The sequence below is a fragment of the Guptibacillus sedimenti genome, from assembly GCF_028610665.1.
GTDB classification, from domain to species: Bacteria; Bacillota; Bacilli; order Bacillales; family Guptibacillaceae; genus Guptibacillus; species Guptibacillus sedimenti.
The window spans coordinates 1,162,961-1,174,951 of the sequence record NZ_JAQQWV010000002.1 but is presented as its reverse complement, the minus strand read 5'-3'; the positions used below and the strand labels follow the sequence as shown (position 1 = coordinate 1,174,951).

Sequence of the window (11,991 nt, the reverse complement as noted above, 5' to 3'; positions counted from 1 at the left end):
ATACATACGATTTTACAATCACCAGAGATTTCAAAAGAAACTAAACAACCTGAGCCCCTATAAATATAGAGCTCAGGCTGCATAAGAATGCTTTTTAATTTCCGTCTACTTGACGGGGGTCACTTCAATGAATTGGAGGCTTCTTTCTTTACTGCGGATTTTTGAGCTTTTCTGCTTCCATCTCTGCATAGGATGGCATTTGTTTCGCTTTTTGCTGTTTTGCATTATTATTACGCTGTGCATTGGGATTGCCTTTTTTCTGTCTGCCCATCGTGACACTCCTTTAGAAAGTAATTCTTCTCTAGTTTGTGTCAGTTAGGTCTCATTCTATTCAGTCAAAATGAAGCTCCTGTTTGTAAGAACGGAGAAACGCAACATACTGTCTTGACGCTTCTTCAAATGCCTTCTCGTCTCGTCGGTCTAGAGCTTGATCAATGGTTTGCTGATAACGTTCTTCCTGGAAAGTAAAGACGGCTTCATCAAGGATTAATTGGGCATACAATTCCAACTCAAACGTTTCCTGTTCTTGTTTCTTTTTCATAGCACGTTGTTTCATATTGTCTTTATACGACTTATGATGATTGTTCATGCTAGCTCTCCCCCCTCTGAAGCTCTTTTTTCTATTATACGAGGGAATCGTCAAAATATCAATATTTTTCAGAATATTCCGATATAACTTTTTTTAATTCATATTTTTGCCTTTGAAAGTCCTTTTAAAGTGGATAACGATTAATGTCAAAATAGTTTTTCTTTAAAAGTCTCTCCTGACTCATCAATTCTTTGTAGGAAAAAGAAGGAGGTAATTTCGACGTATCAATTAGCATAAGCTGTTCCTCCACATCACCAACTAATTCGTCCGTTTGGTAACACATCCCACAGTCACTACATTGAATCGACGGCAAATCACTTATTTCTACAGCTCTAGATCCGTCTGGGAGCTCCCAATACCCTTTATCAAGCGTTTCAAATGCGCCCTGTTGCTCGCACCATTTGCAGATCATACGCTTTCTTCTCCTTTCTCACTGCCTTTGTATTTCTGCTGCTCTGCATTAAATTTCTTTTCCTTCATTAAATCTCGCTTATCACGTTTATCTTTTAATGAGCTGTGCGCCGCATCTTGTTCATACTTCGACCTTCGATCAAACCGCTGGATCCCCTCTGGAACAAGATTAAATCGTTCATCCGTCATCAAGGAATGGATCCCTATTGCAGGTTTTTTCTTCATTTCATAAACCTGATTAAAATACGTATCGGCTGTGCCTGGGGTATAATTTTCAGGCTCTGGATAAGAGGTAATAACTCCCTCAAAGTTTCGTAAAATAACTTTATCTGCACTTTGGGAAATCATGTAATTCGGCTGTAGAGCGATCTTCCCACCACCACCAGGTGCATCTACGACAAAGGTAGGCACGGCATAACCTGACGTATGTCCACGCAATCCTTCAATAATTTCCAATCCCTTGGAAACTGGAGCGCGAAAATGGCCGATTCCTTCTGATAAGTCACATTGATAAATGTAGTAAGGCCTTACTCTTATTTTCACGAGATCATGCATCAGCTTCTTCATGATAGGGACGCTATCATTAATACCTGCAAGAATAACTGCTTGATTTCCGACTGGAACACCCGCATCTGCCAGCATTTCACATGCTTTTTTGGATTCCTCGGTAATTTCAATACTTGTATTAAAGTGGGTATTTAACCAAACAGGATGATACTTTTTAAGAATATTACATAAATCTTCTGTTATCCGCTGTGGAAAGACGACAGGCGCTCTCGTTCCGATTCGAATAATTTCAACGTGTGGAATAGCTCGTAAATTTTTTAAAACGTACTCAAGAATCTTATCATTGATCAATAACCCATCTCCACCAGAAATGAGAACATCCCTCACTTCAGGCGTATTCGAAATGTACTGAATCGCTTCATCCAGCTGTTTTTTTGGAACGCCCATTCCAATTTGCCCAGAAAAGCGCCTTCTCGTACAATAACGGCAATACATAGAACACTGATTTGTTACTAGAAAAAGAACGCGATCCGGATAACGATGCGTTAACCCAGGAACAGGTGAATCTTCATCTTCATGAAGAGGGTCTTCAAGGTCATACCTTGTTTTATACATCTCTTGGGAAATTGGCACTGACTGCATGCGTACTGGGCAACGAGGATCATCAGGATTCATTAATGAAGCATAGTAAGGTGTTATGTTTAATGGAATGGTTTTTGTCGCAATCTTGACACCTTCTTCTTCGTCCGGTGTCAAATTAACGACTTTCTTTAAATCATCTAGCGTTCGAATCGTATTCGTAAGCTGCCAGATCCAATCATTCCATTGATCTTCGGTTACATCCTTCCACAGTTCAATGTCTTTCCAATGACGACCTGGCTTATAAAGTTGCATTAGCATCTTACATTCCCCCTTCATGTAATCTACTTTTATACTATGCAAGTAACGTGCCAGCTCCATTATTTTCTTCAGGAAAGCAAAGAACCACGCATTAGGGGTGTAACGTGCAATAAAAAAAGTCAGAGGTGCTCATTATTCGGCACTCTGACTTTGATGTTTGGAAAGTTTATATTGGAGCGTTTGTCTAGGAATGCCGAGCTGCTCTGCTGCTTTTTTCACATTACCAAGACAATTTTTCATCGCTTGCTGGATAAGATCTCCTTCTGTCTTAAGTAAGATCTCCGGGAGAGACTGCACTATTTCTTGCATCGGTTCTGAAAGTAACATCGGAAAGTCCTTTTCAACTAATATGTCGCCTTCAGCGAAATTCATCGCTGATTGAATCACATGCTCTAGCTCTCGAACGTTTCCCTGCCAATTTCGATGAAGCAATCGGAATTCTGCTTTCTCATCAATGGAAACAATGTGCTTCTGGAACTTCCTATTATACTTTTCGATAAAATGGGCAATTAAATCAGGGATGTCTCCACGTCGTTCACGAAGTGGAGGTATTCGAAGGTAAATCACATTTAGACGATAAAACAAATCAACACGTAAACGCTTGTCTTCAAGGGCCAATTCCGGTTCTTCATTGATCGCTGCAATGATTCGCACATCCACTTTTCTTGTTTTGCCTGCGCCTACTCGTCGGATCACCCCATCTTCTAATACGCGAAGTAGCTTTGCTTGAACATCAATTGGCATCGAATTGATTTCATCAAGAAAAAGCGTTCCGCCATTCGCAAGTTCAAATAAACCTTCTCTCTCCTCCGCACCAGTAAAGCTTCCTTTTGCCGTTCCAAAAAGAATTGACTCTAGAATCGATGCTGGTAAGGCTGCACAGTTTTGCGCGATAAATGGTCCTGGTCGTTTTGAAGCATTGTGAATCGACTGCACAATTAGCTCCTTCCCAGTACCTGTTTCACCATAAACAAGAATAGGAGAATTTAGAGCTGAAGCTTTCATTGCCCGCTCCTTCACTTGCATAAACACTGGATCATTTGTTCGAATATGATCAAACGTATAACTGGTTCCATCATCAAATTCTTTCGCTGTTTTCTTGTTCATTTTTGATTGTAACTCCATTACTTTATCCGATAACGTTTTAATACGAGAAATGTCACGAGCAATTTCTACAGCACCTTCTAGATGACCTTTAACGACAATAGGCAATGTCGTATTTATAGTTGAGATAAGTTTCCCTTTCATGTTTCGATACGTTTGATCTTTATTAAAAATCGCTTTTCTCGTCATCAGAACGTGTGAGAGCGTACTCGTTTCTTTTGAAAGAGAAGGAAACGCTTCTAAATAATGTTTTCCTAACACATCTTCTACAAGTAATCCATCGTGTTTTGCTGCAATTTCATTGTAGTATATCGTAACACCTTGATTATCTACAACGTGAATACCCTCATCAATACTTTCTAAAATGGCTTCGAACATGCCTTCAGTTAACGTATTCCTCATAGACGTCCTCCTTAATGCCAGAAATTCATCTATTAGTGCCCATTATTCAGCACTTTTTATAAGTAGCTTACTCCAAAGATTCATATTCTCCCAATCTTGAAAAATTTTCACATTATTGACAAGCCTTCCTCCGTATTGATAATCTAGCTGATGTAAAACAGCGTTCATGCCAAACGATCGGCTTCTCGCAATCGAGTATGCGTAGTAAATATTTTCTCGAAGGAGTTCTTGTTCTAACGCCATAATTAAATGCCGCATCGTACCTCCTTTTCTGTATTCTGGGAGCGTGGCGCAATCTGTCATTTCCGCGTTTTTATACGTGCGGTTCACTTCCGCTGAAGCAGCACTCACAATCCGGTCACTCTCTTCAATCAGAAAGAAAATCGTATCACTTCTCATCACTTTCTTAATATAGTCTGGTTTATCCATCGGGGTTGGATAAACGGCAAATACAGTTTGATAGAGAGCTGCAAGTTTCTCTGCGTCTGCTTCCGTCCCTTTTCGCATAAGAGGCTTTTCCTTAAGTGGAGAGACTTGCTTCTGACGAACAGCAACTAGTAGCTGATCCTCTTCCAACCACGTTTGGCTATTTCGACGCCAAGCTCCGTTATATAACGTCATCAAATGAGCATCACTCCCTGAATAATAGGATTGAATGACACCTTCATACGTATAGCATTCGGAAAGAAAGAACGGAACGTGTTCACCTTTTGCTTTCACAATGCATTTTGTATACTCATTTGAAAAGATACTCTGAATGTGAGCGACAATGGAACGAAGATTACCATCATAATGATCCACACGAATTCGCTCATTAAAGCGATCAAGCGTACAAGTAAACGTATAGTCCCCATCACGATACACTTGTTCCACTGCTTCTAATTGTTTTTGATTCACCCGCAATCCCCTCCCACACTTCCTAAACAGTATTTCTTCTTTCTTAGAAGGAACTCCTTTAAAAAAGAAAAAAGAGCGCAGCCGCTCTTAATCGTTAAATCCGCACCATTCCATTATGATATGAACATAAAGTTCTGCCGCTAGCATCATCTTTTCAACTTCGATGTATTCATTAGGAAAATGAGCAACAGCCGTCTCACCAGGACCAAACACAATGGAAGGCGTCTTTCCTACTTCTTGCAACAAGCCTCCATCTGTCCCCCACGGAGACGCTTCAACAACCACTTCTTCTCCCGTTATTTCCTTGTATCTATGACGAATAATTGTAACGAGTGGATGATCTTCAGCTACTTCACCAGGAAGCCATCTCGCTCCAAACCATTCGATTCCAACTGGGTTTTCCGATAACCATGTGTCGTCCACTTCCTTTAACGCACGCGTCATTTCTTCTTTTGCATGATCTAACTCTTCCCCAGGAACAACCCCCATTCTCCCTTCGACAACTACTTGATCAGGCACTGAAGATGGCCATTCCCCACCAGAAATTTTTCCGATATTAATTGGGACGGGGATTGGTATATTTTGATAAAGGGGGTCCGTAATCGCGTCATTTCGCCTTTGCTCGAGCTCCTGAATTGCTGTAAGGACTAACATCGTTTTCTCAATCGCTGAAACCCCTTCATACCGTGTTCCCCCGTGCGCGCCTCGACCGGTTACGTTTAAGCGAAACCACATTGACCCTTGTTGTTTCGGAAAAATTTTCATTTTAGTAGGCTCGGGAATAAGCGCGGCATCCGCTTGATACCCGCGCTCAATTGCCGCAAGCGTACCTGTGCCACCACTTTCTTCTTCGACAACGCTTTCAAAAATAACATCGCCTTTTAATACAATTCCTAATTCCTTTATGCATTTTAAGGCAAGGAGCATAGATGTATTTCCGCCTTTCATATCCGTGGAGCCTCTACCAAAAAGTCGACCATCCTTCACTAATCCACTATAGGGATCCTCTTCCCAATCGCTCCTATTCCCCGGTGGTACTATGTCAACGTGGCCATTTAATATGAGAGATCGCCCCCCACCACTGCCCCTCCATACGCCGACGATATTAGGACTTTGCGAAAAATCAGTACGGTTTGCACAAAAGGCAGGATGATTGATCGTCTCAGGCCCTGGAAAGAAACGATCGACTTTCATTTCTAATTGTTCGAGTTCAGCTTCCACAAGGCGCTGCACTTCAGCTTCATTCCCCTGTACACTATCACACTGCACAAATCGTTGAAGCAGTTTTATGCCGCTGTTTTGATGATCGTCCATCCATCTTTTGATTTTACTCTTCAATACGTCTGCCCCCTTACATGATCAACATTTACGCGCGCTTCTGTAGCGTTTAACACATCAGCCACGGAGTAGCCTGGCATCACTTCTAACAAAAAAAGTTTACCCTCTTCCACCTTCATCACTGCTCGCTCAGTCATAATCATATCAGCACCCTCTTTAACCGTTAAAGGTAAGGAACATTCTTGTACAATTTTAGGATAACCTTCCTTTGTTGTATGGCTCATTAAAACAATCACTTTCTTAGCTTTTTGGGCAAGATCAATCGCTCCACCCATACCCGGGACCCTTTTTCCCGGAACAATCCAATTAGCAATGTCTCCTTTGCCACTTACCTCTAGAGCACCGAGAATCGTTAAATCGAGATAACCCCTTCTCACCATTCCAAATGCTTCTGCACTATCAAAAAAAGAAGCACCGGGTTGAATCGTGACTGGGTAACCTCCGGCGTTTGAAAGGTTCCCATCCTCATGACCAGCCTCCGGGCTACCTCCCATGCCTAGAATACCGTTCTCCGTATGAAGCATAACGTCTAGGGAAGCTGGAATATAGTCGGCTACTAGCGTAGGAATACCGATCCCAAGGTTAACCATCATGCCATACGTTACTTCTCGTGCAGCTCTTTCTGCGATCAACCTTCTCGTTTCAGCTCCCATACCCATTTCCAATCAACCCCTTTGCTTTTGATCACGTGATCAATGAAAACACCTTGCGTTACAATTTGTTCAGGATCAAGCTCACCTATTTGGACGATTTCAGCCGCTTCCGCTATCGTTAGATCGCCAGCCTGTGCCACAAGCGGATTTGTGTTCCGCGCGCTTTGATCATAAAGCAGGTTCCCGTATAAATCAGCTTGCTTACAGGCCACAATCGATAGATCTGCCGTTAAAGCAGGTTCAATCATATATTCCTTTCCCAGGACAACTGCCTTTTCTTTACCCTCTTCAACAGATGTTCCAAGCCCTACATCGACTAATATCCCACCAAGTCCCATTCCACCTGCACGAATCTTCTCTGCTAGCGTACCCTGGGGATAAAATTGAACATTGAGCTCTCCTCGATGCATTTGTTTCCCCGCTTCAGGATTAGATCCAATATGTGAGGCAATGAGTGTTGAAACTCTTTTTTCCGTTACAAGCTTGCCAGGTCCTATCCAAGGGAACCCAGCATCGTTACAAATCAGGGTGATGTTTTTAATGCCGGAATCTAGTATCCATTCAATAAGCGATGGCGGTGAACCGACTCCCCCAAAACCACCGCACATGATGGTCATGTTATCTTTTAAAATATCTAGTTCTGACAAGTCGCATTTTTTACTTCGCATATTGAGTTTCCTCCGATCATCAGCTTATCGAGCGTTTTTGGTAGAGTCCTTCTGCTTCAAGCTCCTTCTCCAGTTCAATCAACCCTACGTTCAGCTTGGATAAGAGTAGCTGAACTTCATGTTCTTTAATCACAAGTGGAGGCGCCACAATGACAGCGTCACCAGCCATCCCGTTTAGGCCACCTGCAGCTGTATATACAAGAAGACCAGCTTCATAACATTTCCGAATAAAACGATTTGTCACTTCATGCTGAAGCGAAAACGGCTCTTTTGTCACTTGATCTTGAACAAATTCAATGGCCGTTAGTAAACCGAGCCCTCTAACATCTCCGATAATGGGATATTGTGCTTGTAACTCTTTTAATCCTTTTATAAGAACGGCCCCACTTTTGGAAGCATTTTGAACAACATCGTTTTTATCAATATAGTCGAGAACAGCAAGACAAATAGCGGATGATAATGGGTTTGCACTAAACGTATGCCCGCTTAAGACCACCTTTGAACCTCGTTCAATTACTTGAATGATTCGATCCGATACTAGCGTTGCTGCCATCGGTGTGTATCCGGCACTCATTCCTTTACCAAGTGCTAAAATATCCGGGGCAACTCCCCAGTGTTCCATCGCATACATCTTCCCTGTTCGACCTATACCTGTCATAACTTCATCCGCGATAAAGAGTATGTCATAGCGTTCACAAACGGCTTTCATTTCTTGAAAATAACGATCAGGTGGTACCACAGCTCCTCCAGCTGCACCAATGACAGGCTCACAAACAAAGGCTGCGATTGTTTCGGCACCGAGCCGTTGAATGGTTTGTTCAAATTCAAACGCATATTGCTTCGAACAATTTGGGCAATGATCATGAAAAGAGCATCGGTAACAATAAGGAGGCGATAGCGCTGGATAGTGTTCAAGCATCGCATTAAAACGACTTCTACGAATCACATGACCTGACATCGATAGGGCTCCCATTGTAATTCCATGGTAGCTCATCCACCGTGATATGACTTTGTTCTTCGTTGGTCGACCAAGTTCCTGCCAGTACTGCACAGCTATTTTTAAAGCCGTTTCCATCGCTTCAGATCCACTGTTCACAAAAAACACCCAGTCAAGGTCACCCGGTGCAGACTGACAAAGACGTTCTGCGAGTTGCTCAGCTGAAGTGCTTGTAAACTGGGAACGATACACAAATGATACCTGATCAGCTTGCGCGACCATCGCTTCTTTAATTTCTGGAACGGCATGGCCAATGTTCGCAGTGACAGCCCCTGAGCATCCATCAATAAAAGCATGACCTTGTTCATCGTATAAATAAATTCCTTTTCCGTGAGAAATAACAGCATAATCCATCCCAAGCAAAGGTTTGATTAAGTGGGTTCTTTTCGTCATTTCGGATTGGTCACCTCACTTTTTTTGTCTATACTTCTAGCCTATGTGGGATAGCGAGAAAATTCTATTCCACACCATCTACAAAAAATTCAGACTTTGTTGTACGATTTGGATAAGAGGATTGGGGGACACACGATGGGACTATCCGTTAGAGAGGCGTTACAACTATCCGAAATGAGGGAAATCAAATTAATTGCTGGAAAACAAGGAATCGATCGCGATATTAAGTGGTTAACGATTGTGGAAGTTATGGAGGACGTCACACGTCTTCATGAAGGTGAATTCTTGATTACTACGGCATATGGTTGGCATGAAAAATCCGACTCTTACTCCATGCTTATACATGCACTTTCAAACCGGCAGCTTTCCGCGGTCGCAATCCATACGGGATTTTATTTGGATGTTGTGCCATTAGCGATGATAGAAGCCGCAAATCGAACGGGGCTACCGCTCCTTGAAATTCCAAGAACGATGAATTTTTCTACCGTTACTAGAAGTATACTCGAACAACTTGTTAATAAGCAGCTTAGTATGCTCACGCAAGCACAGCGCATTCAAGATGAATTAACAGCTCTCGTCATTAAAAATACCGGCTTTTCATCGTTAACAGATGCGCTTTCAAAATTACTTCATTGCAATGTATCTCTCTATGAATCAAATCAAGCTCTTTTAGCAGGGTCATATATAACTAACCGACAATATCCAATCGAACACGCTTATCCTATTGTGACAGAAGGGCAAACGATCGGAACAATCTTCATTCAAAAACAGACTCGTCTCACGTCACTTGATCAGCTTGCGCTTAAACAAGCAGCGAATATCTTTGCGATTGAATTTCTTAAGTTACGAATAATTGAAGATACACGCTCACAAATGGAAGCGGATTTTCTTGATATCCTCTTTTCGCATTCATATGAAGATGAGAAAACGATTCTCAAGAAAAGCAAAGAAATGGGCTATGATTTAACCGGCCTTAACTGCGTAGCTGTTCTTTCTTCCTCCAACTTATCTGAACTCGAACTGCAGTGTCAGCAAACGTTGATTTCAACAAGAACAAAAGGCTTAATCAAAAGGAAAATGGATCACGTAGTCGTTCTTTTATGCGGTGATTTTGAACCTTTTATAGACGAGCAAAAGTCGTCTTTATCTACGGTAGGTGTGAGCACAGCTGCAGGAATTCGGGAGCTTGAATCTGCTCTTAAAGAAGCGTTAGTTGCTCATCATTTTGCCCGGTATCGAAAAGAATCTCTCATTCAATTTAAATCCTTAGGAGCTTACCAGGTATTCATTCGATTAAAAGAAAATGGAGAGGATCTTACGGCTTATTATGAACCTCTGTTATCACCGATTGTCTCGTATGATCAGAAACACCAATCTCAACTAATGAGAACGCTTGAAGCTTTTTTGGAAAATAACCTCGTCATTAATCGCACAGCGGATAAACTATTCATACACAGGCATACGCTAAATTATCGAATTAAACAATTAGAAAAACTAATGGGAATTGATATTTACTCTTATGAACAGCGCATCCACGTTCAATTTGCTTTACTGGCTTATTTGACAGACAGTATTTTGTCATCAAACTAAAAAGACCAGATTCCACTACCCTGGAATCTGGTCTTTTGTGTACCATGAAAGAATTTGGTGATCCACCCTAAATTATCTGAATATTGGTTATCCACAGAATTTTGTGGGTAACCTATATCCCCCTGCCATACCCCCGAGCGAAATGAAAATACCGGGTGTGGGTATATAGTTTCTCCTGTTGATAAGTCTCAGAAAACCAATACTACCAGTACTTAGCCGAGTTATCAACACCTACATTCTTAATCCATTTTGGAACTTATCCGCAAAAGAACTTCATTTCGACGATAGTTTAAAAATTATGCTACAATGATGTTTATGAGAAGTTGAGACGGAAAGGAAGACAGCCCTATGGAACATTTATTAAACCCTCGAGTAAACAACATTGAAATTTCAGGTATCCGTACTTTTTTTAATATGGTGGCAGATTATGAAAACATGATTTCGTTAACAATCGGTCAGCCAGATTTTGAAACGCCCGGTCACATTAAGGAAGCCGCTCAAACGGCCATTGATCAAAATAAGACGACGTATACACACAATGCTGGCATACTTGAACTCCGTAAAGCGGCATCCCATTTTCTCAAAACGAAGTACAACCTAACATACAAGCCAGAAACTGAGGTCATTACTACATCAGGCGCTAGCCAGGCGATTGATGTAACGCTTCGTACTCTTCTTACTGAAGGCGATGAGGTTATATTACCTGGACCAGTATATCCCGGATACGAACCAATCATTACGCTATGTGGCGCTGTTCCTGTTCACGTTGATACGACGGAAAATGGCTTTAAGTTGTCACGATCACTAGTTGAATCAGCGCTAACAGAGCGAACAAAATGCATCATTCTTCCATCACCATCCAACCCAACAGGCGTCGCCATGTCTGCAGCTGAACTTGAAGATCTTGCGGCTCTATTGCAAGATAAAAACATTTTTGTTCTCTCTGACGAAATTTATTCAGAACTAACCTTTTCAGGCGATCACGCTTCCATCGCTCAATTTGCTAGTATGCGAGAAAAGACAATCGTTATCAATGGACTTTCCAAGTCACACGCAATGACAGGATGGCGAATTGGCTTTTTATTCGCACCAGAAGCGCTCGCAAAACACATTTTGAAAGTGCACCAATACAATGTTTCCTGCGCTTCTTCTGTCTCTCAGTATGCTGCTCTCGAAGCCTTGGATAACGGACTTGATGATCCTATCGAAATGAGAACGGAATACTCGAAAAGAATGAACTATGTATTTGACCGATTAATTGGAATGGGGCTATCACCAATCAAGCCTGACGGTGCATTCTATATTCTTCCTTCTATTAAACAATTTGGCTTAACCTCTTTTGATTTCGCCATGAAACTCGCAAAAGAAGGCAATGTTGCGGTTGTGCCAGGCAGCGCTTTTTCCACGTTCGGAGAAGGATATGTTCGAATTTCCTTCGCATATAATCTCGATGTGTTAAAAGAAGGAATGGATCGACTAGAACGTTTCCTTTCTACTCTTTAAGACCATATAAGTGCACAGAAAAAAGCCAGCCCTACATGT

13 protein-coding genes are annotated in these 11,991 nt (G+C 41.8%); 3 read left to right on the top strand and 10 right to left on the bottom strand.

The genetic code is table 11. The features are described from left to right. Positions 1-4 precede the first annotated feature (4 nt). Positions 5-85 carry an IS3 family transposase gene (locus PQ578_RS22505; RefSeq protein WP_371018277.1) on the top strand — a complete coding sequence of 27 codons (81 nt, stop codon included), beginning with the start codon at positions 5-7 and terminating at the stop codon, positions 83-85. A gap of 63 nt (positions 86-148) precedes the next feature. On the opposite strand, the gene PQ578_RS14425 is transcribed toward PQ578_RS22505, so the two are convergent. The 10 genes from PQ578_RS14425 to PQ578_RS14380 all read right to left on the bottom strand — a co-directional run bounded on the left by PQ578_RS14425 (position 149) and on the right by PQ578_RS14380 (position 8,859). Then, positions 149-271, bottom strand: coding sequence for a hypothetical protein (locus PQ578_RS14425; protein ID WP_255461983.1), 123 nt, complete (start codon positions 269-271; stop codon positions 149-151). Between the two features lie 60 nt (positions 272-331). Beyond that, positions 332-589 (bottom strand): IDEAL domain-containing protein, encoded by a 258-nt coding sequence (locus PQ578_RS14420; protein WP_098443541.1) that lies wholly within the window; start codon positions 587-589, stop codon positions 332-334. A gap of 124 nt (positions 590-713) precedes the next feature. Then, positions 714-1,001 carry a YokU family protein gene (locus PQ578_RS14415; protein ID WP_098443540.1) on the bottom strand — a complete coding sequence of 96 codons (288 nt, stop codon included), beginning with the start codon at positions 999-1,001 and terminating at the stop codon, positions 714-716. After that, positions 998-2,407 (bottom strand): lysine 2,3-aminomutase, encoded by a 1,410-nt coding sequence (kamA, locus tag PQ578_RS14410; RefSeq protein WP_273834947.1) that lies wholly within the window; start codon positions 2,405-2,407, stop codon positions 998-1,000. The genes PQ578_RS14415 and kamA overlap by 4 nt, the downstream gene beginning before the upstream one ends. A 132-nt stretch (positions 2,408-2,539) precedes the next feature. After that, positions 2,540-3,913 carry a sigma-54 interaction domain-containing protein gene (locus PQ578_RS14405; RefSeq protein WP_273834946.1) on the bottom strand — a complete coding sequence of 458 codons (1,374 nt, stop codon included), beginning with the start codon at positions 3,911-3,913 and terminating at the stop codon, positions 2,540-2,542. A gap of 42 nt (positions 3,914-3,955) precedes the next feature. Beyond that, positions 3,956-4,810 carry a putative beta-lysine N-acetyltransferase gene (gene ablB / locus PQ578_RS14400; protein WP_273834945.1) on the bottom strand — a complete coding sequence of 285 codons (855 nt, stop codon included), beginning with the start codon at positions 4,808-4,810 and terminating at the stop codon, positions 3,956-3,958. A gap of 87 nt (positions 4,811-4,897) precedes the next feature. Beyond that, complete coding sequence (locus PQ578_RS14395) at positions 4,898-6,148, bottom strand: peptidase (protein ID WP_273834944.1); 1,251 nt, start codon at positions 6,146-6,148, stop codon at positions 4,898-4,900. Then, positions 6,145-6,807, bottom strand: coding sequence for a 3-oxoacid CoA-transferase subunit B (locus PQ578_RS14390; RefSeq protein ID WP_273834943.1), 663 nt, complete (start codon positions 6,805-6,807; stop codon positions 6,145-6,147). The genes PQ578_RS14395 and PQ578_RS14390 overlap by 4 nt, the downstream gene beginning before the upstream one ends. Beyond that, complete coding sequence (locus PQ578_RS14385; protein ID WP_273834941.1) at positions 6,777-7,469, bottom strand: CoA transferase subunit A; 693 nt, start codon at positions 7,467-7,469, stop codon at positions 6,777-6,779. The genes PQ578_RS14390 and PQ578_RS14385 overlap by 31 nt, the downstream gene beginning before the upstream one ends. A gap of 19 nt (positions 7,470-7,488) precedes the next feature. Beyond that, entirely contained in the window at positions 7,489-8,859 is a 1,371-nt protein-coding gene (locus tag PQ578_RS14380; protein ID WP_273834939.1) for an aspartate aminotransferase family protein, read from the bottom strand. Positions 8,860-8,994: 135 nt separating this feature from the next. Here PQ578_RS14380 and PQ578_RS14375 point away from each other — a divergent pair, with 135 nt between their 5' ends. Both PQ578_RS14375 and PQ578_RS14370 read left to right on the top strand, forming a co-directional pair. Further along, complete coding sequence (locus PQ578_RS14375) at positions 8,995-10,449, top strand: PucR family transcriptional regulator (protein WP_273834938.1); 1,455 nt, start codon at positions 8,995-8,997, stop codon at positions 10,447-10,449. A 348-nt stretch (positions 10,450-10,797) separates the two neighbouring features. Further along, on the top strand, positions 10,798-11,952 hold the full coding sequence (locus tag PQ578_RS14370) for an aminotransferase A (RefSeq protein WP_273834937.1): 1,155 nt from the start codon (positions 10,798-10,800) through the stop codon (positions 11,950-11,952). Positions 11,953-11,991: the final 39 nt, after the last annotated feature.

Bases quoted from the DNA above. Each gene is read 5' to 3' on its own strand.
- PQ578_RS14425 (WP_255461983.1), bottom strand. From the start codon at position 271: ATGGGCAGACAGAAAAAAGGCAATCCCAATGCACAGCGTAATAATAAT.
- PQ578_RS14420 (WP_098443541.1), bottom strand. From the start codon at position 589: ATGAACAATCATCATAAGTCGTATAAAGACAATATGAAACAACGTGCT.
- PQ578_RS14415 (WP_098443540.1), bottom strand. From the start codon at position 1,001: ATGATCTGCAAATGGTGCGAGCAACAGGGCGCATTTGAAACGCTTGAT.
- kamA (WP_273834947.1), bottom strand. From the start codon at position 2,407: ATGCTAATGCAACTTTATAAGCCAGGTCGTCATTGGAAAGACATTGAA.
- PQ578_RS14405 (WP_273834946.1), bottom strand. From the start codon at position 3,913: ATGAGGAATACGTTAACTGAAGGCATGTTCGAAGCCATTTTAGAAAGT.
- PQ578_RS14390 (WP_273834943.1), bottom strand. From the start codon at position 6,807: ATGGGTATGGGAGCTGAAACGAGAAGGTTGATCGCAGAAAGAGCTGCA.
- PQ578_RS14385 (WP_273834941.1), bottom strand. From the start codon at position 7,469: ATGCGAAGTAAAAAATGCGACTTGTCAGAACTAGATATTTTAAAAGAT.
- PQ578_RS14380 (WP_273834939.1), bottom strand. From the start codon at position 8,859: ATGACGAAAAGAACCCACTTAATCAAACCTTTGCTTGGGATGGATTAT.
- PQ578_RS14375 (WP_273834938.1), top strand. From the start codon at position 8,995: ATGGGACTATCCGTTAGAGAGGCGTTACAACTATCCGAAATGAGGGAA.
- PQ578_RS14370 (WP_273834937.1), top strand. From the start codon at position 10,798: ATGGAACATTTATTAAACCCTCGAGTAAACAACATTGAAATTTCAGGT.